Source organism: Streptomyces sp. NPDC001443, from assembly GCF_053597355.1.
Genome location: NZ_JBSFIA010000003.1, coordinates 268040 through 291588 on the forward strand (window position 1 = coordinate 268040; position 23549 = coordinate 291588).

Sequence of the window (23549 nt, forward strand, 5' to 3'; positions counted from 1 at the left end):
GGGCCGACCGTCACTCCACGGAGTCGGCGGCCGCACCGGACCCACCGCGTTCGGCGACCAGCGTCGCCGCCTCCTCGCGCAGGTCACGGCGGAGTTCCTTGGGCAACGAGAAGGTGATGGACTCCTCGGCCGCCTTCACGAGCTCGACGTCCGCGTAGCCGCGCTCGGACAGCCAGGCCAGGACCTCCTCGACCAGCACCTCCGGCACCGACGCGCCCGAGGTGACGCCGACCGTGGTCACGCCCTCCAGCCAGGCCTCGTCGACCTCGCTGGCGAAGTCCACCAGGTGCGCGGCGCGCGCGCCGGCGAGCTTGGCGACCTCGACGAGCCGGACGGAGTTGGAGGAGTTGCGCGAGCCGACCACGATCACGAGGTCCGCCTCGGCGCCCATCTGCTTCACGGCGAGCTGACGGTTCTGGGTGGCGTAGCAGATGTCGTCGCTGGGCGGCGAGATGAGCTGCGGGAACTTCTCCTTCAGCGCGTCGACGGTCTCCATGGTCTCGTCGACGGAGAGGGTGGTCTGGGAGAGCCAGACCACCCGGGAGGGGTCGCGGACCTCGACCTTGGCGACGTCGGCGGGGCCGTCGACGAGCTGGATGTGGTCGGGGGCCTCGCCGGAGGTGCCGATGACCTCCTCGTGGCCCTCGTGCCCGATCAGCAGGATGTCGAAGTCCTCGTTGGCGAAGCGGACGGCTTCCTTGTGGACCTTCGTGACCAGCGGGCAGGTCGCGTCGATGGTGGCGAGGCGACCGCGCGCGGCCTCCTCGTGGACGACGGGGGCGACGCCGTGCGCGGAGAACATGACGATGTTCCCCTCGGGCACCTCCTCCGTCCGCTCGACGAAGATCGCGCCCTTCCGCTCCAGGGTCTGCACGACGTACTTGTTGTGCACGATCTCGTGCCGGACGTAGATCGGGGCCCCGTACTGCTCGAGGGCCTTCTCGACGGCGATCACGGCGCGGTCCACACCCGCGCAGTAGCCACGGGGGGCGGCGAGCAGGACACGGCGGCCAGGCGAAGCAGTCATGGGAACCATCGTAAGGCCGTGTCCGGGGGGCTCGGATCGCCTGGCCCCGGTCCCCGCCCGGGCCGGCCGTCGGCCGGCCGACGGCGGGCGGACCTGGCCGGTCGTACCCGCCTCGTCCGCCGGGCGCCGGGCGTGGCGGATCCCGGTGTCGACCCGGCCCGGACCGGGCCGCATTGTCGGTACCGGCCGTTACTCTCGGGCGCATGGCTGTGAACACGTCCGCGGACGCCCCGATGCCCGTCGGCGAGGTCTCGCGGCTCATCGGGGGATGGATCGACCGGCTCGGCGCGGTGTGGGTCGAGGGGCAGATCACCCAGCTCTCGCGGCGCCCGGGTGCGGGGGTCGTGTTCCTGACGCTGCGCGACCCGTCGTACGACATCTCGGTCAGCGTCACCTGCTTCCGGCAGGTGTTCGACGCGGTCTCCGACGTCGTGGGCGAGGGCGCCCGGGTCGTCGTCCTGGCGAAGCCCGAGTGGTACGCGCCGCGCGGGCAGCTGTCGCTGCGGGCCGCGGAGATCAGGCCGGTGGGCGTCGGCGAGCTGCTGGCCCGGCTGGAGCAACTGAAGAAGTCGCTGACGGCGGAGGGGTTGTTCGCGCCCGAGCGGAAGAAGGCGTTGCCGTTCCTGCCGCAGCTCGTCGGGCTGGTCTGCGGGCGTGCCTCGGCGGCGGAGCGCGATGTGCTGGAGAACGCCCGGCACCGCTGGCCCGCCGTCCGCTTCGAGGTGCGCAACGTCCCCGTGCAGGGGGTGCACGCCGTCCCGCAGGTCGTGCAGGCGGTCAAGGAGCTCGACGCGCTCGACGACGTGGACGTGATCATCGTCGCGCGCGGCGGCGGCAGCGTGGAGGACCTGCTGCCGTTCTCCGACGAGCAGCTGGTCCGCGCGGTCGCCGCCTGCCGTACGCCGGTGGTGTCCGCGATCGGGCACGAGCCCGACACCCCGCTCCTCGACTACGTGGCCGATCTGCGGGCCTCGACGCCGACGGACGCGGCGAAGAAGGTCGTACCGGACGTCGGCGAGGAGTACGAGCGGGTGCGGATGCTGCGCGACCGGGCGCGGCGGTGTGTGCGGGGGCTGGTCGACCGGGAGGAGCGCGGTCTCGCCCATGCGCTGGCCCGGCCCTCGATGGAGGACCCGCACCGGATGGTCGACGAGCGTGAGGACCAGGTGGCGTCCCTGCTCGGCCGGGGCCGGCGGACCCTCGGTCATCTCCTCGACCGGGCGGATTCCGAACTGGGCCACACCCACGCGCGCGTGGTGGCCCTCTCCCCAGCGGCGACGCTGAAGCGTGGTTACGCCGTGCTCCAGCGGGCGGACGGGCATGTCGTCCGGGATCCGGGCGAGGTGGCGCCGCAGGAGGCGCTGCGGGCGCGGGTCGCCGAGGGCGAGTTCAACGTACGAGTCGATGTCCAGGAGTGAGTGAATGACCGGCAGGGTGGACGAGGCGCTCGGGTACGAGCAGGCCCGTGACGAGCTGATCGAGGTCGTGCGGCGGCTGGAGGCGGGCGGCACGACGCTGGAGGAGTCGCTCGCGCTCTGGGAGCGGGGCGAGGAGCTGGCCAAGGTGTGCCGGCGGTGGCTGGAGGGCGCGCGGGCGCGACTGGACGCGGCGCTGGCCGAGGAGGCGGAGGGCACGGAGACCGAGGGCTCGGCCGGGTAACCCCGGGCGGACGCCTTCGGCGGGGCGGCGCCCTCGGTGAGAGGGGCGTCTGTGAAGCGGATCACCACGCCCCGCATTTGGTTGAAACTTGAACTTCACCTCGCTTATGGTCGGTTCCGTAAGCCGGTCCTGCACCTCAGGGCCGGACGCACATCCCGAGAAGGTTCAGATGTCTCTCGTTCTCGACCCCGCCGCTCAGGACCTGCTGTTCCGCGAGGCCCGCACCGCGAACACCTTCACCGACGAGCCGGTGACCGACGAGCAGGTCCAGGCGATCTACGACCTGGTCAAGTACGGCCCGACCTCCATGAACCAGTCGCCGCTGCGGGTCACCCTGGTCCGCTCGACCGAGGCCCGCGAGCGCCTGGTCCAGCACATGGCCGACGGCAACAAGCAGAAGACCGCCACCGCCCCGCTGGTCGCGATCCTCTCCGCCGACAACGAGTTCCACGAGGAGCTGCCCCAGCTCTTCCCGCACTTCCCCCAGGCCAAGGACGCCGTCTTCGGCGAGCGCCCGGTGCGCGAGTCGAGCGCCGCGCTGAACGCCGCCCTCCAGGCCGCGTACTTCATCATCGGCGTCCGGGCCGCCGGCCTGGCCGCCGGCCCGATGACCGGCCTCGACTTCGAGGGCCTCCGCAAGGAGTTCCTCGACGACGACCACACCCCGCTGATGGTGGTCAACATCGGCAAGCCGGGCACCGACGCCTGGTTCCCGCGCTCCCCGCGCCTGGCCTACGACGAGGTCGTCACCACCGTCTGAGACGACCCCGGACTCCCGGACCCCCGGACCACCGTCCGCGGCGCCCTCCGGGACCCGGGATCCCCGGCCCCCCGGACCTCCGGACCTCCGGACCTGACGAAGGCCCCCGGCACATCGCCGGGGGCCTTCGTCACGCCTTCGTCTTCGTACGCCCCGGAACGCGCCCGGGGCTCACGCCGTCTCCGTACGCCTCGGAACGCGCCCGGGGCTCACGCCGTCTTCAGCGCCTCGGCCATCTTCACCAGCCGGTCGAAGGACGCCGTGCCCGCCACGACCGTCGTGGAGCCGTCGGTGCCCTCCAGCACGAGGGCGTCGTAGCGGCCCCCGGTGTAACGGGTCCAGGTACGGCCGCCGATCTCGTCGGTCACCTTCGTCGCCGTCGCGCCCTGGCTCGCCTCCTCGACGAACTCGGCGCGCTTCTGAGTCGACTGCTCGACGGCCACGTACTCCCCGTCGGGGTCCTGGAAGCCGAGGTGCCAGGCGTCGGACTCGTCGCCCCGGAAGCGCACGGAGGTCGCCTTCCAGCTCCCCGGCAGGCCTTCGGGCGCGGCCACCGGGTACGACGCCGCACGACGTGCCGTCAGCAGCTCGATGCGGTAGTCGACCCGCTTGATGTCGGGAGCGTGATCGTCGTGCGGGACGAAGATGTAGATGACACCTGCCGCGACCATGATCAGGCCCAGGGAAAGAATCATGTCCCGGACCGTCTTCTGCTTGCCGTTCGAACCTGCCACGCGCCCTATCGTCGCAGGTGCCCGGTGCGCTCATCCGTGGGGGGCCCTGCTCATTTTGTAAGCCTGGCGATAGAGTCGGGGCCAACACCCTCATCCGGCCGTCGCCGTATCAGAAAGGTGCGCTCCGATGACCGAGAATCATCACCTCCCGTCCGAACTAGAGGTTCCCTCCGAGGCGCCCGACCGCAACCTCGCCCTGGAACTCGTCCGCGTGACCGAAGCCGCGGCGATGGCCGCGGGCCGCTGGGTCGGGCGCGGCGAAAAGAACGGCGCCGACGGTGCCGCGGTCCGCGCCATGCGCACGCTCGTCTCCACCGTGTCGATGAACGGCGTCGTCGTCATCGGCGAGGGCGAGAAGGACGAAGCCCCGATGCTCTTCAACGGGGAGCGGGTCGGCGACGGCACCGGCCCGGAGTGCGACATCGCCGTCGACCCGATCGACGGCACCACGCTCACCGCCAAGGGCATGCCGAACGCGATCGCGGTCCTGGCGGCCGCCGACCGCGGTTCGATGTTCGACCCGTCCGCCGTCTTCTACATGGACAAGCTGGTCACCGGCCCCGAGGCCGCCGACTTCGTCGACATCGACGCGCCCGTGTCCGTGAACATCCGCCGGGTCGCCAAGGCCAAGCGCTCCTCGCCCGAGGACGTCACCGTCGTCATCCTCGACCGGCCGCGGCACGACGGTCTCATCAAGGAGATCCGGGAGACCGGCGCCCGCATCAAGCTGATCTCCGACGGCGATGTCGCCGGCTCGATCCTGGCGCTGCGCGAGGGCACCGGCGTCGACCTGCTGCTCGGCGTGGGCGGCACCCCCGAGGGCATCATCTCGGCCTGCGCGGTGAAGTGCCTGGGCGGCACCATCCAGGGCAAGCTGTGGCCGAAGGACGACGCGGAGCGGCAGCGGGCGATCGACGCCGGGCACGACCTCGACCGCGTGCTGACCACGGACGACCTCGTCTCCGGCGAGAACGTCTTCTTCGTCGCCACCGGCATCACCGACGGCGAGCTGCTGCGCGGGGTGCGCTACCGGTCCGAGACCGCCACGACCGACTCGATCGTGATGCGCTCCAAGTCCGGCACGGTCCGCCGGATCGACTCCGAGCACCGACTGAGCAAGCTGCGTGCGTACAGCGCGATCGACTTCGACCGCGCCAAGTAGCCACCACCCGGCGGCCGCTCACCGGCGGCCGCACTCATACGTGAAGGGGGCGCCCCCGGTGCGGAGGGAGCGCCCCCTTCACGTACGAACGACCCACGAACCCGCAGGACACGGGCGCGGGTGAGGGCCGTACACGCCCTGGTGCCGCAACGGCGTACTAGCCCGCGGCCGCTATGCGGTTGGCGGCGCGGGCCTTCTTCAGTTCGAGTTCGCGGCGGCGGCGCCGGGCCAGCACCACGCGGCGCTCGGCGGCGGTGAGGCCGCCCCAGACGCCGTACGGTTCGGGCTGGAGCAGCGCGTGCTCGCGGCACTCGACCATCACCGGACAGCGCGCGCAGACCCGCTTGGCCGCCTCCTCACGGGAGAGCCGGGCGGCGGTGGGTTCCTTGGACGGTGCGAAGAACAGGCCGGCCTCGTCGCGCCGGCACACCGCCTCGGTGTGCCATGGCGCGTCCTGGTCCCTGTCCCGCACCGGCACCCGCTGGGCCGGTACGGCAGCTACCTGCAGGGACGAATGCGGCGGTTGCTGCACGGGTCTACTCCTGACGACGGCTTCGCGAGCGAGAGACGATGCAGCAAGGCCTACCCGCTGTACGCGCGCCTATGCACTCAGTTCCGAACCGCAGGATTCCGGGGCCGCGTCGACGCCCACGCCACACACGCCGCGCCCGGCCCCGCCGCCGCAAGGACCCCGGAATTCACGACCGTCAACGGTCCAGGTGCTTGCGCAAACTCTTGTCGACCTTGCGATGGACCCGGTCGAGGATGTCCCCGACGAGCCTGCCGCGCTTCGGCTTGCCCTCGATGTTGCCCAGCACGGCCCAGCCGTCGAGATAGACGACGGGCGCGTCCGGGTCGGCCGCGTCCAGCGTGTCCACCTCGAAGTTGCCCAGCACGCCACCGCCGGTGCCCCGCAGCGAGACGTTCTCCGGGACCCGGACCTCGACGTTGCCGAAGACCGAGAGCGCCTTGATGACGACCTGCTGGTACTCGAAGAGCGCCTCGCTGAGGTCGATCTCGACGCTGCCGAAGATCGCGTACGCGTGGATACGGCGTCCGGCGCGCCAGCGGCCCTTGCGGACGGCGCTGCTGAAGACCGCGACCACGTTCTCGTCGGGGTCGGCCGGGATGGCGCCCGCGGTCGGACGGCCGGGAGCGGCGGCGTAGGCCGGAGCGGCCCGGTGGTGGGCGGCCGGCAGGTCCCGGATGAAGACCTCCAGCTCACCGACCGTCTTGGCGGCGAGCACGCCCTCCACCCGCTCGGCGTGCTCCTCCGGGGTCAGCCGGCCCTCGGCCAGGGCGTCGCGCAGGATGTCGGCGATGCGGTCACGGTCGGCGTCCGAGGCGCGCAGTTCGGCGACCCGGGGCTCGGCGGCGGGGCGCGACTCGGTCTGCTTCTGAAGGTCCACGGAAACAGACTAGCGAAACACGATAGATCGCGACACCCCCGAAGTGAGCCTTACCTCACAGGCTCCGCGCGGACGCCAGGTTCTAGGCTGGTGGACGCTGCCAATGGAGGCCAGCCGCTGTCTGTCGAGTGAGGAATGGGCGAGATGCCTGAGTTCGCGTACACCGATCTGCTCCCGATGGGAGAGGACACCACCCCCTACCGGCTGGTGACCTCCGAGGGTGTGTCCACCTTCGAGGCCGACGGGCGGACGTTCCTCAAGGTGGAGCCCGAGGCGCTGCGCAAGCTCGCCGAGGAGGCGATCCACGACATCCAGCACTATCTGCGCCCGGCCCACCTCGCGCAGCTGCGCCGCATCATCGACGACCCGGAGGCCTCGGCCAACGACAAGTTCGTCGCCCTGGACCTGCTCAAGAACGCGAACATCGCGGCCGCGGGCGTGCTGCCGATGTGCCAGGACACCGGCACGGCGATCGTCATGGGCAAGCGCGGCCAGAACGTGCTCACCGAGGGCGGCGACGAGGCCGCCCTCTCCCGCGGCATCTACGACGCGTACAAGAACCTGAACCTGCGCTACTCGCAGATGGCCCCGCTGACCATGTGGGACGAGAAGAACACCGGCTCCAACCTGCCGGCGCAGATCGAGCTGTACGCCACCGACGGCGGTGCCTACAAGTTCCTGTTCATGGCCAAGGGCGGCGGCTCGGCCAACAAGTCCTTCCTCTACCAGGAGACGAAGGCGGTCCTCAACGAGGGCTCCATGATGAAGTTCCTGGAGGAGAAGATCCGTTCGCTGGGCACGGCCGCCTGCCCGCCGTACCACCTGGCGATCGTGGTCGGCGGCACCAGCGCCGAGTACGCGCTGAAGACCGCGAAGTACGCCTCCGCGCACTACCTGGACGAGATCCCGGCCGAGGGTTCCGAGCTGGGCCACGGCTTCCGGGACAAGGAGCTGGAGGAGAAGGTCTTCGAGCTGACCCAGAGGATCGGCATCGGCGCGCAGTTCGGCGGCAAGTACTTCTGCCACGACGTGCGCGTGGTGCGCCTGCCGCGGCACGGCGCGTCCTGCCCGGTCGCGATCGCCGTCTCCTGCTCGGCCGACCGCCAGGCCGTCGCGAAGATCACCGCCGAGGGCGTCTTCCTCGAGCAGCTCGAGACCGACCCGGCGCGCTTCCTGCCGGAGACCACGGACGAGCACCTCGACGAGGCCGGCGACGTCGTGAAGATCGACCTGAACCAGCCGATGGACGACATCCTCGCCGAGCTGACCAAGTACCCGGTCAAGACGCGGCTCTCGCTGACCGGCCCCCTGGTCGTCGCCCGTGACATCGCGCACGCCAAGATCAAGGAACGCCTCGACGCGGGCGAGGAGATGCCGCAGTACCTGAAGGACCACCCGGTCTACTACGCGGGTCCGGCCAAGACCCCCGAGGGCTACGCCTCCGGCTCCTTCGGCCCGACCACGGCCGGCCGCATGGACTCCTACGTGGAGCAGTTCCAGGCGGCGGGCGGCTCCAAGGTGATGCTGGCCAAGGGCAACCGCAGCAAGCAGGTCACCGACGCCTGTGGCGCGCACGGCGGCTTCTACCTCGGCTCCATCGGCGGACCGGCCGCCCGGCTCGCCCAGGACTGCATCAAGAAGGTCGAGGTCGTCGAGTACGAGGAGCTCGGCATGGAGGCCGTCTGGAAGATCGAGGTCGAGGACTTCCCGGCCTTCGTCGTGGTCGACGACAAGGGCAACGACTTCTTCCAGGATCCGGCGCCGGCGCCGACGTTCACGTCGATCCCGGTGCGGGGTCCCGGGCTGGCGTAACGCCTCGGGTGCGGCGGGGAGCGGTTCTCGCCCCCGCCGCCCCTACCCGTCCCGTCCCCAGGGGCTCCGCCCCTTCGCCCCCACCGGGACTGCGCCCCGGAGCCCGCTTCGGCCCGGACGGCCTCGCCCTCAGACGCCGGACGGGCCGAGTGGGGCGGGAACATCCCGGCCCGTGACGACGCTGTCGCCGTCATGAGCGACTACCGCATCGAGCACGACTCCATGGGCGAGGTCCGGGTCCCCGCGGACGCCAAGTGGCGGGCCCAGACCCAGCGGGCCGTGGAGAACTTCCCGATCTCGGGGCAGCGGATCGAGCGGGCGCACATCGAGGCGCTCGCGCGGATCAAGGGGGCGGCCGCGAAGGTCAACGCCGAGCTGGGGGTGCTCGGCCGGGACGTGGCCGACGCGATCCAGGAGGCGGCCGCCGAGGTCGCCGCGGGCACCTGGGACGAGCACTTCCCGGTGGACGTGTTCCAGACGGGTTCGGGCACCTCGTCGAACATGAACGCCAACGAGGTGATCGCGACGCTGGCGAGCGAGCGGCTCGGCCGGGACGTGCATCCCAACGACCACGTCAACGCCTCGCAGTCGTCCAACGACGTCTTCCCGTCGTCGATCCACATCGCCGCCACCGCCGCCGTCACCCGCGAGCTGATCCCGGCCCTGGAGCACCTGGCCGCCGCGCTCGGCCGCAAGGCCGAGGAGTTCGCCGACGTGGTGAAGTCGGGGCGGACGCATCTGATGGACGCCACGCCCGTGACGCTCGGGCAGGAGTTCGGCGGGTACGCCGCCCAGGTGCGCTACGGCGTCGAACGGCTCACCGCCTCCCTCCCCCGGCTCGCCGAACTGCCGCTGGGCGGCACCGCGGTCGGCACCGGGATCAACACCCCGCCCGGCTTCTCCGCCGCGGTCATCGCGGAGGTGGCCGCCGTGACCGGGCTGCCGTTCACCGAGGCGCGCGACCACTTCGAGGCGCAGGGCGCCCGGGACTCGATCGTGGAGACCAGCGGGCAGCTCAGGACCGTCGCGGTCTCCCTGACCAAGATCGCGAACGATCTGCGGTGGATGGCCTCCGGACCGCGGACCGGGCTCGCCGAGATTTCGCTGCCCGACCTCCAGCCGGGCTCCTCGATCATGCCCGGCAAGGTCAATCCGGTGATCCCGGAGGCCGTGCTGATGGTCGCGGCCCAGGTGGCCGGGAACGACACCGCCGTCGCCGTCGCCGGGGCCGCGGGCAACTTCGAGCTCAATGTGATGCTGCCGGTGATCGCCAGGAACGTGCTGGAGTCGGTCCGGCTGCTCGCCCGGGTCTCGCGGCTGCTCGCCGACCGGACCGTGGACGGGATCGTCGCCCACCGGGAGCGGGCCCTGGAGTACGCCGAGTCCTCGCCGTCCGTGGTCACGCCCCTGAACAAGTACATCGGGTACGAGGAGGCGGCGAAGGTGGCCAAGAAGGCACTGGCGCAGCGGCGCACCATCCGGCAGGTCGTGCTGGAGGGCGGCTACGTGGAGCGCGGGGACCTCACGGTGGAGCAGCTCGACGAGGCGCTGGATGTCCTGCGCATGACGCGCCCGTGACGACTGGCGAACCGGGGCCTCCGCAGGTGTGAACCATTTCCGGTACCGCAGCGTCGTATGTGCCTGACACCTAATATCTGTGCATGGCAGACGGTGAAGTGATGAGACGTGTGGGGACGGGCGGTTCGGCGGGTTTCTGGGCGCCCGGGAGTCAGATCCTGTGGCGTTACCGGGAGAACGGCGGCAAGCGCTTCCATATTGCGCGGCCCGTCACCGTCGCCCGGGACGACGAGGAGGTGCTCGCGGTGTGGATGGCGCCGGGCACCGAGTGCATGCGGCCCGTGCTCGCCGACGGCACCTCGGTGCACGCCGAGCCGCTGGAGTCGCGCTACACCAAGCCGCGGGTGGCCCGCAGCGGCCGGTGGCTGGGCACGGGGGTGCTGAAGCTGGCCCGGCCCGGTGAGCCGTGGTCGGTGTGGCTGTTCTGGGAGCCGGGCTGGGAGTTCAAGAACTGGTACGTGAACCTCGAGGAGCCGCTGACCCGTTGGGAGGGCGGCGTCGACTCCGAGGATCACTTTCTGGACATCTCCGTGCACCCGGACCGCAGTTGGCACTGGCGCGACGAGGACGAGTTCACGCAGGCCCAGCGGGACGGGCTGATGGACGCCGACCTCGCCGAACGGGTGCGGGCGGCGGGCCGGGACGCGGTGGAGGTGATCCGGGCCTGGGGCGCGCCGTACAACCAGGGCTGGCAGCACTGGCGCCCGGATCCGTCCTGGGACGTACCGTTGCTGCCGGAGGACTGGGACCGTACGCCCGCGCACGTGTCCTCATGAGACCCTTGATATGCCCCCGGGCGCGAAACGTAGGATCGTCCTCCGCAAGGGCGCACAGCGGCAACTCCCGGAGCAGGCACCGAGCCTGACCGAACGTCACCGAGGGGCGGCAGGACGTGAGCGAGGGGTACGAGGGCAACACCGGTCCGGGCTGCGCCCGGGGCCGGCACGGCACGGGCAGAACCGGTCGCGCCGGTTCGAGGTGCGCCCGCAGCGCCTGTGACACGGCAACAACCTCTGGTCACGCGGCAACTCCGTTCCTGGGGCAGGTATTCCGGGTATCGGGTTTTCTGCGGGACGAACTGCACGCGCGGCGCGCAGCCCCGGACGGACGGATTCGACACGCGTGACGGAGCAGCCCACCTCCTACGAACGCCCGCAGCCGGGCGTGGACCCCACGGACCCCCGCGGGGCGCTCCTGCGTACCCCGGCGCCGCCCCGCAGCCCCGGTGCCGCCGCCTTAACGCCGCAGTCGGCCCCGTCGCCCCCCTCGGCCCAGTCCGACCGGGGCGCCCAGGCGCGGGCCGGCGAGACGCCGGGGGCGGCGGCGCCGTCCGGCAAGAACCAGTCCGGCGGCGACCCCGAGCACTCCCAGCCCGCCGTCGCGGAGACCGGTACCCACCGGCCGCGCCCCGCTCCCGAGGCCATCCCGGCCCAGCCGGGCGGCGCCGGCCCTGCGGCCGACGGGCGGGACGCCGGACGGGGGCAGGAGCGGCGCACCGGGCAGGGCCTGGTGCCCGGCAAGCCCACGCCGATGCGTCGGGACGGGGACCGGCTGCGCTTCGTCGGGGCCGCGACCCGGCGGATCGCGCGGGGCCTGGACCTGGACGAGATCGTGATGGGCCTGTGCCGGGCGACCGTGCCGACCTTCAGCGACGCGATCCTGGTGTATCTGCGCGACCCGCTGCCGATCGGCGACGAGCGGCCCACGGGTCCCGTCGTGCTGCGGCTGCGCCGCACCGACCGGATCCCGGAGGAGCGCGACACGGAGAACGGGTTCGCCGCGGCGCCCCAGCCGGAGCAGCCGCCGGAGCTCACCGAGCTGTCGGCCGTCACCGCCGAACTGTGCGAGGTGCGGCCCGGTGGCGCGCTCGCCGAGGTGCTGCGCGGGGTGCGCCCGGTGTTCGCCGACGCCCCGGCCGCCCGGGCCGCGCTGCCGGAACTCCTCGGCGACGGCGGGGAATTGGTCGTGCCCAGCGGACAGCGGGCGATCCTGGCACCGCTGCGCGGCCGACGCCGGGTGATCGGGGCCGCGGTGTTCCTGCGCCGCCCCGAGCGCATCGCCTTCGAGGCGGACGATCTGCTGGTCGCCGCCCAGCTCGCCACGCACAGCGCGCTCGGCATCGACAAGGCGGTGCTGTACGGGCGCGAGGCGTACATCGCCGACGAGCTCCAGCGCACCATGCTGCCGGAGACGCTGCCGCGCCCCACGGGGGTGCGGCTGGCGTCGCGCTATCTGCCCGCCGCGGAGACCGCGCGGGTCGGCGGCGACTGGTACGACGCGATCCCGCTGCCGGGCAGCCGGGTGGCGCTGGTGGTCGGTGACGTGATGGGGCACTCCATGACGTCGGCGGCCATCATGGGCCAGCTCCGGACGACCGCGCAGACCCTCGCGGGGCTGGACCTGCCGCCGCAGGAGGTGCTGCACCACCTCGACGAGCAGGCGCAGCGGCTGGGCACCGACCGCATGGCGACCTGCCTGTACGCCGTCTACGACCCGGTCTCGCACCGGATCACCATCGCCAACGCCGGGCATCCGCCGCCGGTCCTGCTGCACCTGGGCGGCCGGGCGGAGGTGCTGCGGGTGCCGGCGGGCGCGCCCATCGGCGTCGGCGGTGTCGACTTCGAGGCGGTGGAGCTGGACGCCCCGGCCGGGGCGACCCTGCTGCTGTACACCGACGGGCTGGTGGAGTCGCGGCTGCGGGACGTGTGGACCGGCATAGAGCAGTTGCGCGAGAAGCTGGCCGCGACCGCGCAGCTCACCGGCCCCGATCATCCGCCGCCGCTGGAGGCGCTGTGCGACGAGGTGCTCGACATGCTCGGTCCGGGCGACCGGGACGACGACATCGCGCTGCTCGCCGCCCGCTTCGACGGGATCGCGCCGAGCGATGTGGCGTACTGGGTCCTGGAGCCGGAGGACGCGGCTCCCGGCCGGGCGCGCCGGCTCGCCCGGCGCGCGTTGTCGCGCTGGGGCCTGGAGGAGCTGACCGACTCCGTGGAGCTGCTGGTCAGTGAGGTCGTGACCAATGCGGTGCGTTATGCGGAGCGACCGGTCACGCTGCGGCTGCTGCGTACCGATGTGCTGCGCTGCGAGGTCGGCGACGACGTGCCGCAGTTGCCGCGGCTGCGGCAGGCGCGGCACACGGACGAGGGCGGCCGCGGTCTGTATCTGGTGAACAAGCTGGCCAGACGGTGGGGAGCGACCCGGCTGAGCACGGGCAAGGTGGTCTGGTTCGAACTGAACCAGGGCTGAGGCCGACGCCGGTACAGGTGTGAGAGGGGCGCCCCGCGGATTTCGCGGGGCGCCCCTCTCGTGCGGTCACTGCTGGCTGAGACCGAGCGGGTCCTCGGCGGTGTCCGTCGGTGACTCGGTCGGCGTCTCCGTCGGTGTCTCGGTGGTCGGCGTCTGCGTCGGCGTCTGGGTGGGCGTCTGCGTCGGCGCCTGCGTCGTCGGGGTCTTCGAGGGTGCCTCGGTCGTCGGCGACTCCGAGGGGGACTCCGTCACCGACTGCGAGGGGGTCGGCGAGAGGGTCGGCTGTACCGCCGCACCCTGGGTGGTCTCCAGCTCGAACTGGGTGACCTTGGTCTGCACCCCGAAGGTGTACTCGGCCCATATCTGCGCCGGATATCCGCCGCCGTTGACCCGGCCGACGCCCGGGAGGAGTCCGGTCGCGCCGGTCAGGGGCACCTGCGCGCCGTTCTTGGCGCTCTCGCCGAACAGGCCGACCGAGGTGACCAGGCTCGGCGTGTAGCCGGTGAACCAGGCCGACTTGTTGTTGTCGGAGGTGCCCGTCTTGCCCGCGACCTTCTGGCCGTCGCGCTTGGGGTTGTCGCGCACCGACTTCTTGGCCGTACCGTCGTCGACCACGCCGGTCAGCACCGAGGTGACGGTGTCGGCGGCCTCGCGGCTGATGACCTCCTCGCCGATCGGGTCCGGCATGGTGACCTTGCGGGAGATGTGCTCGACGGACTTGATCAGGGCCGGGGTGACCTTCTTGCCGTGGTTGTCGAGGGTGGCGTAGACACCGGCCATCTGGAGCGGGCTGGCGCCCATGGTGCCCAGGGTCTGCGCGGGCACCGCCTTCAGCTTCTTGGTGTCCATGCCCAGGTCGTCGGCGACCTTGAGCACCTTGTCCATGCCCACGTCGACGCCGAGCTGGGCGAAGGCGGAGTTGACCGACTTGTTCATCGCCGTCTGCACGGTGATGGGCCCGTAGTCCTGGTCGTCCTCGTTCTCCGGGGCGAAGCCGATGTCGCTGCCCTTGACGGGCCGCTTGCTCGTGCCGTCGTAGATGGTGTTCGCGGTGATCGCCTGGCCGTCCTGCGTCTTGGCGCTCTCGTCCAGGGCGGCCGCGAGGATGACCGGCTTGAAGGTGGAGGCGGGCTGGTAGTCCACCCGGGTCGCGTTGTTGTAGTAGTGCTTGTAGTAGTCGACGCCGCCGTACATCGCGACGACCGCGCCGGTCTTCGGGTCGACCGAGACGGCGCCGGCCTGGACGTCGGCGTCGACCTTGCGCTTCTTGCCGTCGAGCTTGCTGGTGAGCTGCTCCTCGACGGCCTTCTCCAGCGCCGCCTGCTTCTTCTTGCTGATGTTCAGCGTGATGGTCCAGCCGCCGCGGCCGACCATGTCCTCCGCCTGCTTGGCGTTCTCGGCGACGCCCTGGGCGACGAGCTGCTTCTCCAGGGCGGCGTTGGCCGCCTTCACCAGGTAGCCCTTCTGGCCGCCGAGGCCGGGGGCGGGCTTGGACTTCTGGGGCTCGGGGAACTTCATGGCGTCGCGGTCGGCCTTCTTCAGCCAGCCCTCCTCGACCATGTTGTCGAGGACGTAGTTCCAGCGCTGGGTGACGAGCCTCTTGCCGGTGTCGCTGGCGACCTCCCAGTCGTACTGGCTGGGCGCCTGGAGCAGTGCGGCGAGGTAGGCGCCCTGTTCGACGCTGAGCCGGTCGGCGTCGACGCGGTAGTAGGCCTGGGCGGCGGCCTGGATGCCGTAGGCGTTGCGGCCGTAGTAGCTGGTGTTGATGTAACCGGCGAGGATGTAGTCCTTGGACTTCTCGCGGTCCAGCTTCAGCGAGATGACCAGCTCGTTCAGCTTGCGCGTGACGGTCTGGTCCTGGGTCAGGTAGTAGTTCTTGACGTACTGCTGGGTGATCGTCGAACCGCCCTGCGCGCCCTTGCCGGAGAGCGTGTTGATCAGACCGCGCGCGGTGCCCTTGAGGTCGACGCCGGCGTCCTTGTAGAAGGACTTGTTCTCGGCGGCGACGAAGGTCCTCTGGACGGGCTTGGGCACGTGGGAGAGGTCGACGACCTCCCGGTTGACCTCGCCGTCACGGGTCATGACGGAGCCGTCGCTGTACTTGTAGACGTTGCTCTCCTGCTTGGCGGCGGCGTTCCCCTCGGGGATGTCGATCATCACGTAGAGCGCGATGAAGCCGCCGATGCCGAGCAGGCACAGGCCCAGGAAGGTGCCGAGGACCTTCTTCCAGGTGAACATCCTGCGTATGAAGCTCTTCTTCGCGGGCTTGGCACCCGTGCCGCCCCTGCGGGCCGCCGCGCGGCCGTGACCGACGACGACCGGCCCCTCGTCGGCCACCGCCTGGGGCGAGCGGTCCCTGGGCGCAGCGCGGCGGCCGCCCCGTTGCCGCGCTCGTCTCTCGTCCGCTCGTCCCATGAGTCCGCTCGCTCCGCTTCGTTCTCGGCTGTCACACCAGTGCCCGGGGGGACAGGTCAGCTCAGAAAGCTAACACCGCTCTCTATGACAAAGGGCTGCCGATCCGGTCTTTTACGGACGTGACAATCAGCACCCCGTCCCAAGGGAACCGACGTTCGGAAGGGCCCAAGGGTTGCCATGAGCGCGATAAGTGATATCACTTAGATAAGCAGAAGCTAGTGGAAGTCCAGGAAACGGGGGACCAGTCATGTCCACACTCGACCCGTCGGCCACCGCCGACCTGCCGGAGATGCCGGCGCCGCAGGTACGGGAGTTCACCGCGCACAGCATCGGCGGCGGTCTCGCGCTGCTGCTCGGACTGCTGGGACTGGGGGCGGCCGCCGCGCTGGTCGCGGCCGGGTCGTCGGTGGACGAGGGCGGCGCCCGGGCCGCGCTGATCGCCGTCGGCATCCTGGTCGGCCTCTGCGCGTTCCTCGCCATGTGCGGGCTGAACACGGTGGCGCCGGGCGAGGCCCGGGTGGTCCAGCTGTTCGGCCGCTATCGCGGGACGATCCGCGAGGACGGACTGCGCTGGGTGAACCCCTTCACCTCGCGCACCAAGATCTCGACGCGGGTACGCAACCACGAGACCCCCGCCCTGAAGGTCAACGACGCCTACGGCAACCCGATCGAGCTGGCGGCCGTGGTGGTCTGGAAGGTCAAGGACACCGCACAGGCCACCTTCGAGGTGGACAACTACCTGGCGTTCGTCGCCACCCAGACCGAGGCGGCCGTGCGGCACATCGCCATCGAGTACCCGTACGACGCCCATGACGAGGGCGGGCTCTCGCTGCGCGGCAACGCCGAGGAGATCACCGAGAAGCTCGCCGCCGAGTTGCACGCGCGCGTGGCGGCGGCGGGTGTACAGATCATCGAGTCGCGCTTCACACATCTCGCCTACGCTCCGGAGATCGCCTCCGCGATGCTCCAGCGGCAGCAGGCCGGTGCGGTCGTCGCGGCACGGCGGCAGATCGTGGACGGCGCGGTGGGCATGGTCGAGGCGGCCCTCGCCCGGATCGCCGAGCAGGACATCGTGGAGCTGGACGAGGAGCGGAAGGCGGCGATGGTGTCGAACCTGATGGTCGTGCTGTGCGGAGACCGGGCACCGCAGCCGGTCCTGAACACCGGGACGCTCTACCAGTGACGGATGCCTCCGGGGGCCCGTCCCCCAAGCGTCGGCCGCAGCAGCGCAAGCAGGTGCTGCTGCGGCTCGACCCGTCGGTGTACGAGGCGCTGGCCCGGTGGGCCGGGGACGAGCTGCGCTCGGCGAACGCCCAGATCGAGTTCCTGCTGCGCAGGGCGCTGGCGGAGGCCGGGCGACTGCCCGGCGAGGCGGGCCCGATCGCCCGCCGCGGCCGCCCGCCCCGCGCCGTCCCGCCCGGCCCCAAGACCGACCCGGGCAGCCCGGCTCCGAGGCCCCCGGCCGACCGGGGTGGCCCGACCCCCGGACCCCCGGCCACCTCTGGCGGCACCGGTCCGAGACCGCCCGCCGACCCGGACGACGCCACCCCGAGACCCCCGACCGGCTGAGCAACCACGCCCACGCGACAGCACCGCCGGACCCACGGCCCACCCGGGCATCCCGACGCCAAGACCGACCCGGGCAGCCCGACCCCCAGACCGCCCGCCGGCCCGGACGACGCCACCCCGAGACCCCCGACCGGCTGAGCAACCACGCCCACGCGACAGCACCGCCGGACCCACGGCCCACCCGGGCAGCCCGACTCCGGGCCCCGCCAGCCCGACCCCCAGACCCCCGGCCACCCCTGCGCCCCCGGCGGCACCGGCGGCACCGGCCCGAGACCCCCCGCCGACCTGGGCAACCCGGCCCCAAGCCCGACGGTCACCCCCGGCGGTTCACCCCGTCCCCGGCGGCACGACTGCCAGGCCTCCAGCCGACCCGGGCAGCCCGACCCCCAGGCCCGACGGCCTCCCTCGACGCCTCCCAGCCGCCACCACCAACAGCGTCGGCACGGACCGTCCGCCGCCCCGGACGACCCCGGCACGAGACCCCTGGGCGGCTGAACGACCGCGCCCCCGAACCCCCGTCGGCCGAGCAGCCGCGTTCGTGTGGCAGAACCGTGACAATCGGCTGCCACCTGCGCACTCCGGGCCGCCCGGGGGCATCCGCGCCCCCGTCTCCGTGCCCTGCGGGGGCCGCGTATACACACGACGTATACACGGTGTGTAGAGTCGTCGGCATGTCCATCGGTCACACCCTTCTGGGGCTCCTGGAGTCCGGGCCACGCCACGGTTACGACCTCAAGCGGGCCTTCGACGAGAAATTCGGTCACGACCGGCCGCTGCACTACGGCCAGGTCTACTCGACGATGTCCCGCCTGCTGAAGAACGGACTCGTCGAAGTCGACGGGATCGAGGCGGGCGGCGGCCCCGAGCGCAAGCGCTACGCCATCACCGACGCGGGAATCACCGACGTGGAGCGCTGGCTCGCGACGCCGGAGAAGCCCGAGCTCTACCTCCAGTCGACGCTCTACACGAAGGTCGTCCTCGCCCTGCTCACCCGGCGCGACGCCGCCGACATCCTCGACGCCCAGCGGTCCGAGCACCTGCGCAGCATGCGCATCCTCACCGACCGCAAGCGCAAGGGCGACCTCGCCGACCAGCTCATCTGCGACCACGCGCTGTTCCACCTGGAGGCCGACCTGCGCTGGCTCGAACTGACCGCCGCCCGGCTCGACCGGCTCGCCGAGGCGGTGACCGAGTGACCGCCCCCGCCGGCTCCCTGCTGACCGCCCAGGACCTGCGCAAGGCGTACGGGCCCACGGTCGCCCTCGACGGCGCCGGGTTCTCCATCCACCCCGGCGAGGTCGTCGCCGTGATGGGGCCCTCCGGCTCCGGCAAGTCGACGCTGCTGCACTGCCTCGCCGGGATCGTCACCCCCGACTCCGGGTCGATCCTCTACGACGGCCAGGAGATGGCGACCATGAGCGACACCCGGCGCAGCGCGCTGCGCCGCTCGGAGTTCGGGTTCGTCTTCCAGTTCGGCCGGCTCGTGCCCGAGCTGACCTGCGTGGAGAACGTCGCCCTCCCGCTGCGGCTGAACGGCACCTCCCGCAAGGCGGCCGAGAAGGCCGCCCTGGGCTGGATGGAGCGGCTGGAGGTGGACGACCTCGCGGCCAAGCGGCCCGGCGAGATCTCCGGCGGCCAGGGGCAGCGGGTCGCCGTGGCGCGCTCCCTGGTCACCGGCCCCCGGGTGGTCTTCGCCGACGAGCCCACCGGCGCCCTGGACTCGCTCAACGGCGAGCGCGTGATGGAGCTGCTCACCGACGCGGCCCGCACCTCGGGCACCGCCGTCGTCCTGGTCACGCACGAGGCCCGGGTGGCCGCCTACTCCGACCGCGAGATCGTCGTACGCGACGGCAGGTCCCGGGACATGGAGCGGGCCGTATGAGCGTGCGGTGGGGGAACCTGCGCGCTCCGGACGGTTCGAGGTCCTGGGGCCGGTCCCGGGATCTGGCCATGGGGGTCCGCTTCGCCTTCACCGGCGGGCGCGAGGGCTGGATACGGACCGTGCTCACCGCGGTCGGCGTCGGGCTGGGGGTGGCGCTGCTGCTGCTCACCACCGCCCTGCCGAACGTGCTGTCCGTGCGGCACGACCGCGAGCAGGCGCGGCGGGACTACACGTACGACTACAACCCGAGGCCCGCGGCCGACGACACGCTGGTGATCGCGGACATCGACTCCACCTACCGCGGCGAGGACGTACGCGGCAGGCTGATGCAGCGCGAGGGCTCCCGGGCGCCGCTGCCGCCGGGCCTGCGGGCGTTCCCGGCACCGGGCGAGATGGTGGTCTCCCCCGCGCTGAAGGAGCTGCTCGCCTCCGACGGCGGCCGGCTGCTGCGGGAGCGGCTGCCGTACCGGATCACCGGGACCATCGCGGAGAGCGGGCTCATCGGCTCGCACGAGCTCGCCTACTACGCGGGCGCCGACGACCTCGCCGGACGGATCGACCCGCCGCAGGTGGCCCGGATCAGCCAGTTCGGCGAGCCGAACCCGTTCCCCGCGTCGCAGAGCGACCCGGTGCTGCTCCTGCTGGTCCTGGTCATGTTCGTGGTGCTGCTGATGCCGGTCGCCGTGTTCATCGCCACGGCCGTGCGCTTCGGCGGTGAGCGGCGCGACCAGCGGCTCGCGGCGCTGCGGCTGATCGGCTCGGACGGCCGGATGGTGCGCCGGATCGCGGCCGGCGAGGCGCTCGCGGGCGCGCTCCTCGGACTGGTCCTGGGTGCCGGCTTCTTCCTGATCGGGCGCCAGATCGCGGGCACCGCGGAGGTGTTCCGGGTCAGCGTGTTCCCCAGCTATCTCAACCCCTCCCCCGCACTCGCCGCGCTGGTCGCGGTCGCCGTGCCGGCGGCCGCCGTGCTGGTCACGCTGTTCGCACTGCGCGGGGTGGTCATCGAGCCGCTCGGCGTGGTGCGCACGGCCCGGCCCCCGCGGCGCCGGCTGTGGTGGCGGCTGCTGCTGCCGGCCGGCGGACTGGCGCTGCTCTACCCGATGCTCGGCCAGGGCGGCTCGAGCGGGAACTTCAACCAGTACCTGGTCACCGGTGGTGTGCTGCTGCTGCTCGTCGGGATCACCGCCCTGCTGCCCTGGGTCGTCGAGGCGGTCGTCGCCCGGCTGAACCCGGACGGGGTCGCCTGGCAACTGGCGGTGCGCAGGCTCCAGTTGAGCAGCGGCACGGCGGCCCGCATGGTCAACGGCATCGCCGTGGCGGTGGCCGGCGCGATCGCGTTGCAGATGCTGTTCACCGGGGTGGAGGCGGACTACACCAAGTCGACCGGCCAGGACGTGAGCCGGGCGCAGATGTCGGTGAGCGTGCCGGCCGGGATCCCGGCGGCGCGGATGACGCGGGAGATGTCCGCCACCCGGGGGGTGCGCAAGGCCGTCGCGCTGTCCGAGGGGAATCTGGGCGAGCGGCGGATGTCCGCCGAGCTGAACGCCCAGGTGACCGTGGGCGACTGCGCGGCCCTGCGCGAGGTGGCGACGCTGCCGTCCTGCCGTGAGGGTGATGTCTTCGCGCTGCGGGGCGCCGACTACGACGACAGCACCCGGCAACTGGCCAAGTCCGGCACGCTGTTCCTCGACCCCGCCGACGGCGAGGAGGACAAGGACAGCGTCACCGTCGCCTGGCCGGTGCCGCAGGGACTGAAGCAGGCGCAGTCGCGCCCCGACCCGACCGGTGTGAAGCGCGGCGGGTTCCTGTTCACGCCGTCGGCGCTGCCCACGGGGGCCGCGGCGGGCATCCGCGGGCAGGTCTACCTCGGCCTCGACCCCGCCGTCCGCGACGCGCAGGAGTACGTACGCAACACGGCCGCCCGGATCGATCCGCTGCTGGACCCGATGACCTGGTCGTCCACCGTGCAGTCCGGGCAGTACCGCTCCATCCGCACCGGCCTGTCCGTGGGCGCCGCCTGTGTGCTGGCGCTGATCGGCGCGAGTCTGCTGGTCTCCCAGCTCGAGCAGTTGCGCGAGCGCAGGAAGCTGCTGTCGGCGCTGGTCGCGTTCGGCACCCGGCGGCGCACGCTGGGCCTGTCGGTGCTGTGGCAGACGGCGATACCGATCGCGCTCGGTCTGCTGCTGGCCATGACGGTGGGTCTGTCGCTGGGCGCGGTGCTGCTGCGGATGACGGCGACCGCGGTGCGGATCGACTGGGCGAGCGTCCTGGCGATGACCGGCTTCGGCGCCGCGGTCGTCCTGGTGGTGACCCTGTGCAGTCTGCCGCCGCTGCTGCGGCTGATGCGGCCCGACGGGCTGCGCACGGAGTAGACGGGCGGCGCCGGTCGCGGGCCCCTCCGGCCGGAGGGGCCCGCGCCGTGTTCGAGGACCGCCGCGCTCAGAGGCTGTACTCCCGCACCACCCGGCGGACCTGGGCGAACAGCATGCCCACGTTCACCGACTTGCGGCAGACCACCACGGCGACGACGTCCTGCTGGTCGTTCATCCGGATGAACAGGTGGGTGAGGTTCTCGCTGTTGACCAGGATCTCCTGGAAGAAGTGGTTGTCGCTGGCGATGCCGCGACGCTCCTTGAAGACGTCCTCGATCATCACGACCGTACGGCCCTGGAACAGGTCGAGCGTCGCTCCGGCCAGCAGGTCGAGCACCTCGGGCGGATGGTTGTCGACGGTCTCGTACGACAGCAGCATCCCGGTGGACATGTCGACCGCGCCGGCCGCGACGCAGTCGGGGGCATCGGTACGCAGAGACTTGACCAGGCCCATCACCTGGTCGGAGAAACCTGGGGACATTCGCTTCGTCGCCATCCCTTCACACTCCCTCGGGGGCTTTGCTGTCCTGCGCGGTGAGGATCGAGCCGATCCGGCTCAGGGCCGGCTGGGTCGCCATGTGCAGGCGGTCCACGTCCATGCCCTCGTCACCGAGTACGACCATCAGCGCGGTGTCGCCGACGGCGTAGAAGGCGGCGCAGCCGTGGCTGCCGTACGTCACCGTCCGGTGCAGGGCACCCCGGTCGGTCGCGTCGGCGGTACGGCGGGCGAGTCCCAGCCCCGCCGCCGCTAGGGCGGCCAGGCCCTCCGGGTCGATGGAGTCGGCGGTGTCCGCCGCGATGAGCAGTCCGTCGGCGGCGGCCACGGCGGTGTCGGTGATGCCGGCCACCTGCTCACGCAGGCCGCGCATTTCCTGCGCGAGGGCCTTGTGGTCCATATATGCAACTCCCCTAATTCCGATCGCATCTGTTCTTCTTTTTCATGTGGGGGGACTGGCCGTTCATTTCGCGGTGGGTTTTCCTGCGGGGCAGTTCGGTGGGTCGCGAGGACGGTTCGGTGGCTCGCGGGGGCGGTTCGGGCGGCGGGGGCGCCTCCCTGGGGTGGACGCCCTGGAAGTCGGGCGGCAGCCGGACCGGGATCGGCGCGGGCGCGTCGGCGCACTCCAGCAGCCCTTCGCCGAGCATCCGGGCGAGTTCGACCGTGACGGTGTAGACCCCGCGCCCGGTGCGGAAGGCCAGGTCGCGGGCGGTGCGTCGGCCGTCGGCGTGGACGAGCAGCTCGCTCTGCAACTCGGTCAGCCGCACTCCGGCGCGGGAGAGCAGGGCGGGCACGGGCCGTTCCCGGTCGGGCCGTACCGGGTACGGCAGCGCGACGAGGGCGGTCAGTTTGCGGGTCGCGTCCTGGAGCAACCGGGCCGACGCCTCGCCCACGGCGACCGGGGCGGCGGGCGGCTCGGCCCCCTCGGCGGGTTCGCAGTCGTCGACCCGGCCGGCCACGATCGCGAACGTGGCGTCCTGCAAGGCCATCATGCAGACCACCCTGAGCTGGGCGGCTCCGGCGTACCCGTGGGCGATCAGCCCGCCGGCCGGCCAGCGCGAGCCGCCGGACTCCCGCATCAGCTCGTCCCACTGCTCGCCGCTGACCCGGCCGGAGCGCAGCAGCAGGGCGCCGGGGCCGGGGGCGCCGGGGCTCTCGACCGAGACGACCAGTCCGTTGCGCAGGTGAAAGCTGCCCCCGGGTGATCCGGCCACCCGCAGTTCCCCGGTGAACCATTCCCGCCCGCGGTCCATCAGCGAGCGCGACAACAGGTCGTAGCCGACCCGGCCGAGAGAATCCCGAGTGCCCTCACGAATGCCCGACATCACTCCCCTTGGGATTTCGCACATACGGCTGACGCATAACGCTGAGGGGGTATGTGTATCAGCGCGGTCGCGCATTCCGGCGGGGGTCTTCCCACCTGTC

Annotated in this window: 20 protein-coding genes and 1 pseudogene; 13 read left to right on the forward strand and 8 right to left on the reverse strand. The window is 71.8% G+C overall.

What is annotated here, in order from left to right:
- Positions 1-10 precede the first annotated feature (10 nt).
- On the reverse strand, positions 11-1036 hold the full coding sequence (locus ACWC24_RS06170; RefSeq protein ID WP_450661632.1) for a 4-hydroxy-3-methylbut-2-enyl diphosphate reductase: 1026 nt from the start codon (positions 1034-1036) through the stop codon (positions 11-13).
- 194 nt (positions 1037-1230) lie between these two features.
- Here ACWC24_RS06170 and xseA point away from each other — a divergent pair, with 194 nt between their 5' ends.
- From xseA to ACWC24_RS06185, 3 genes are all read left to right on the forward strand, one after another.
- Complete coding sequence (xseA, locus tag ACWC24_RS06175) at positions 1231-2445, forward strand: exodeoxyribonuclease VII large subunit (protein ID WP_450661633.1); 1215 nt, start codon at positions 1231-1233, stop codon at positions 2443-2445.
- Positions 2446-2449: 4 nt separating this feature from the next.
- Complete coding sequence (locus ACWC24_RS06180; protein ID WP_450661634.1) at positions 2450-2686, forward strand: exodeoxyribonuclease VII small subunit; 237 nt, start codon at positions 2450-2452, stop codon at positions 2684-2686.
- A 169-nt stretch (positions 2687-2855) separates the two neighbouring features.
- Positions 2856-3446: a malonic semialdehyde reductase gene (locus tag ACWC24_RS06185; RefSeq protein ID WP_450661635.1), complete on the forward strand. Its 591-nt coding sequence runs from the start codon at positions 2856-2858 to the stop codon at positions 3444-3446.
- 209 nt (positions 3447-3655) lie between these two features.
- On the opposite strand, the gene ACWC24_RS06190 is transcribed toward ACWC24_RS06185, so the two are convergent.
- A complete protein-coding gene (locus tag ACWC24_RS06190) occupies positions 3656-4180 on the reverse strand; it encodes a DUF4245 domain-containing protein (protein ID WP_450661636.1) in 525 nt (174 codons plus the stop codon).
- Positions 4181-4307: 127 nt separating this feature from the next.
- On the opposite strand from ACWC24_RS06190, the gene glpX reads away from it, so the two are divergent.
- A complete protein-coding gene (gene glpX / locus ACWC24_RS06195) occupies positions 4308-5342 on the forward strand; it encodes a class II fructose-bisphosphatase (RefSeq protein ID WP_375973165.1) in 1035 nt (344 codons plus the stop codon).
- Between the two features lie 157 nt (positions 5343-5499).
- Here glpX and ACWC24_RS06200 read toward each other — a convergent pair whose 3' ends face one another.
- Both ACWC24_RS06200 and ACWC24_RS06205 read right to left on the reverse strand, forming a co-directional pair.
- A complete protein-coding gene (locus ACWC24_RS06200; protein ID WP_162469284.1) occupies positions 5500-5874 on the reverse strand; it encodes a WhiB family transcriptional regulator in 375 nt (124 codons plus the stop codon).
- Positions 5875-6049: 175 nt separating this feature from the next.
- Positions 6050-6751, reverse strand: coding sequence for a DUF1707 SHOCT-like domain-containing protein (locus tag ACWC24_RS06205; RefSeq protein ID WP_450661637.1), 702 nt, complete (start codon positions 6749-6751; stop codon positions 6050-6052).
- A gap of 144 nt (positions 6752-6895) precedes the next feature.
- Here ACWC24_RS06205 and ACWC24_RS06210 point away from each other — a divergent pair, with 144 nt between their 5' ends.
- The 4 genes from ACWC24_RS06210 (at position 6896) to ACWC24_RS06225 (ending at position 13390) form a co-directional block, all read left to right on the forward strand.
- On the forward strand, positions 6896-8563 hold the full coding sequence (locus tag ACWC24_RS06210; RefSeq protein WP_450661638.1) for a fumarate hydratase: 1668 nt from the start codon (positions 6896-6898) through the stop codon (positions 8561-8563).
- A 192-nt stretch (positions 8564-8755) separates the two neighbouring features.
- Positions 8756-10141, forward strand: a complete 1386-nt coding sequence (locus ACWC24_RS06215; RefSeq protein ID WP_450661639.1) for a class II fumarate hydratase — start codon at positions 8756-8758, stop codon at positions 10139-10141.
- 83 nt (positions 10142-10224) lie between these two features.
- Complete coding sequence (gene fomD / locus ACWC24_RS06220) at positions 10225-10917, forward strand: cytidylyl-2-hydroxypropylphosphonate hydrolase (RefSeq protein ID WP_450661640.1); 693 nt, start codon at positions 10225-10227, stop codon at positions 10915-10917.
- Between the two features lie 346 nt (positions 10918-11263).
- Complete coding sequence (locus tag ACWC24_RS06225; protein WP_450661641.1) at positions 11264-13390, forward strand: SpoIIE family protein phosphatase; 2127 nt, start codon at positions 11264-11266, stop codon at positions 13388-13390.
- A gap of 66 nt (positions 13391-13456) precedes the next feature.
- On the opposite strand, the gene ACWC24_RS06230 is transcribed toward ACWC24_RS06225, so the two are convergent.
- Entirely contained in the window at positions 13457-15805 is a 2349-nt protein-coding gene (locus ACWC24_RS06230) for a transglycosylase domain-containing protein (protein WP_450661642.1), read from the reverse strand.
- A gap of 247 nt (positions 15806-16052) precedes the next feature.
- Here ACWC24_RS06230 and ACWC24_RS06235 point away from each other — a divergent pair, with 247 nt between their 5' ends.
- The 5 genes and pseudogenes from ACWC24_RS06235 to ACWC24_RS06255 all read left to right on the forward strand — a co-directional run bounded on the left by ACWC24_RS06235 (position 16053) and on the right by ACWC24_RS06255 (position 21628).
- Positions 16053-16988, forward strand: coding sequence for an SPFH domain-containing protein (locus tag ACWC24_RS06235; RefSeq protein ID WP_450661643.1), 936 nt, complete (start codon positions 16053-16055; stop codon positions 16986-16988).
- Positions 16934-17233, forward strand: a pseudogene (locus ACWC24_RS06240) (hypothetical protein); the annotation flags it as partial. The gene ACWC24_RS06235 and the pseudogene ACWC24_RS06240, both read left to right, overlap by 55 nt.
- Positions 17234-18045: 812 nt before the next feature.
- Positions 18046-18570, forward strand: a complete 525-nt coding sequence (locus tag ACWC24_RS06245; RefSeq protein WP_450661644.1) for a PadR family transcriptional regulator — start codon at positions 18046-18048, stop codon at positions 18568-18570.
- The gene (locus ACWC24_RS06250) at positions 18567-19256 is read left to right on the forward strand and encodes an ABC transporter ATP-binding protein (protein ID WP_450661645.1); all 690 of its coding nucleotides are present in this window, start codon (positions 18567-18569) and stop codon (positions 19254-19256) included. Before ACWC24_RS06245 ends, ACWC24_RS06250 begins: the two co-directional genes overlap by 4 nt.
- Positions 19253-21628: an ABC transporter permease gene (locus tag ACWC24_RS06255; protein WP_450661646.1), complete on the forward strand. Its 2376-nt coding sequence runs from the start codon at positions 19253-19255 to the stop codon at positions 21626-21628. The genes ACWC24_RS06250 and ACWC24_RS06255 overlap by 4 nt, the downstream gene beginning before the upstream one ends.
- Before the next feature lie 67 nt (positions 21629-21695).
- Here ACWC24_RS06255 and ACWC24_RS06260 read toward each other — a convergent pair whose 3' ends face one another.
- Genes ACWC24_RS06260 through ACWC24_RS06270 form a run of 3 tightly spaced genes read right to left on the reverse strand, consistent with a single transcriptional unit; the run spans position 21696 to position 23449 of the window.
- Positions 21696-22124, reverse strand: coding sequence for a hypothetical protein (locus ACWC24_RS06260; protein WP_152895570.1), 429 nt, complete (start codon positions 22122-22124; stop codon positions 21696-21698).
- Between the two features lie 4 nt (positions 22125-22128).
- Positions 22129-22524 (reverse strand): roadblock/LC7 domain-containing protein, encoded by a 396-nt coding sequence (locus tag ACWC24_RS06265; RefSeq protein WP_202919887.1) that lies wholly within the window; start codon positions 22522-22524, stop codon positions 22129-22131.
- A gap of 13 nt (positions 22525-22537) precedes the next feature.
- Positions 22538-23449: a MarR family transcriptional regulator gene (locus tag ACWC24_RS06270; protein WP_450661647.1), complete on the reverse strand. Its 912-nt coding sequence runs from the start codon at positions 23447-23449 to the stop codon at positions 22538-22540.
- Positions 23450-23549: the final 100 nt, after the last annotated feature.

What these genes read in the sequence shown, in the direction of transcription:
- ACWC24_RS06170 (WP_450661632.1), bottom strand. Translation starts at nt 1,036, where the DNA reads ATGGTTCCCATGACTGCTTCGCCTGGCCGCCGTGTCCTGCTCGCCGCC.
- xseA (WP_450661633.1), top strand. Translation starts at nt 1,231, where the DNA reads ATGGCTGTGAACACGTCCGCGGACGCCCCGATGCCCGTCGGCGAGGTC.
- ACWC24_RS06180 (WP_450661634.1), top strand. Translation starts at nt 2,450, where the DNA reads ATGACCGGCAGGGTGGACGAGGCGCTCGGGTACGAGCAGGCCCGTGAC.
- ACWC24_RS06185 (WP_450661635.1), top strand. Translation starts at nt 2,856, where the DNA reads ATGTCTCTCGTTCTCGACCCCGCCGCTCAGGACCTGCTGTTCCGCGAG.
- glpX (WP_375973165.1), top strand. Translation starts at nt 4,308, where the DNA reads ATGACCGAGAATCATCACCTCCCGTCCGAACTAGAGGTTCCCTCCGAG.
- ACWC24_RS06210 (WP_450661638.1), top strand. Translation starts at nt 6,896, where the DNA reads ATGCCTGAGTTCGCGTACACCGATCTGCTCCCGATGGGAGAGGACACC.
- ACWC24_RS06215 (WP_450661639.1), top strand. Translation starts at nt 8,756, where the DNA reads ATGAGCGACTACCGCATCGAGCACGACTCCATGGGCGAGGTCCGGGTC.
- fomD (WP_450661640.1), top strand. Translation starts at nt 10,225, where the DNA reads ATGGCAGACGGTGAAGTGATGAGACGTGTGGGGACGGGCGGTTCGGCG.
- ACWC24_RS06230 (WP_450661642.1), bottom strand. Translation starts at nt 15,805, where the DNA reads ATGGGACGAGCGGACGAGAGACGAGCGCGGCAACGGGGCGGCCGCCGC.
- ACWC24_RS06235 (WP_450661643.1), top strand. Translation starts at nt 16,053, where the DNA reads ATGTCCACACTCGACCCGTCGGCCACCGCCGACCTGCCGGAGATGCCG.
- ACWC24_RS06245 (WP_450661644.1), top strand. Translation starts at nt 18,046, where the DNA reads ATGTCCATCGGTCACACCCTTCTGGGGCTCCTGGAGTCCGGGCCACGC.
- ACWC24_RS06255 (WP_450661646.1), top strand. Translation starts at nt 19,253, where the DNA reads ATGAGCGTGCGGTGGGGGAACCTGCGCGCTCCGGACGGTTCGAGGTCC.
- ACWC24_RS06260 (WP_152895570.1), bottom strand. Translation starts at nt 22,124, where the DNA reads ATGGCGACGAAGCGAATGTCCCCAGGTTTCTCCGACCAGGTGATGGGC.
- ACWC24_RS06265 (WP_202919887.1), bottom strand. Translation starts at nt 22,524, where the DNA reads ATGGACCACAAGGCCCTCGCGCAGGAAATGCGCGGCCTGCGTGAGCAG.
- ACWC24_RS06270 (WP_450661647.1), bottom strand. Translation starts at nt 23,449, where the DNA reads ATGTCGGGCATTCGTGAGGGCACTCGGGATTCTCTCGGCCGGGTCGGC.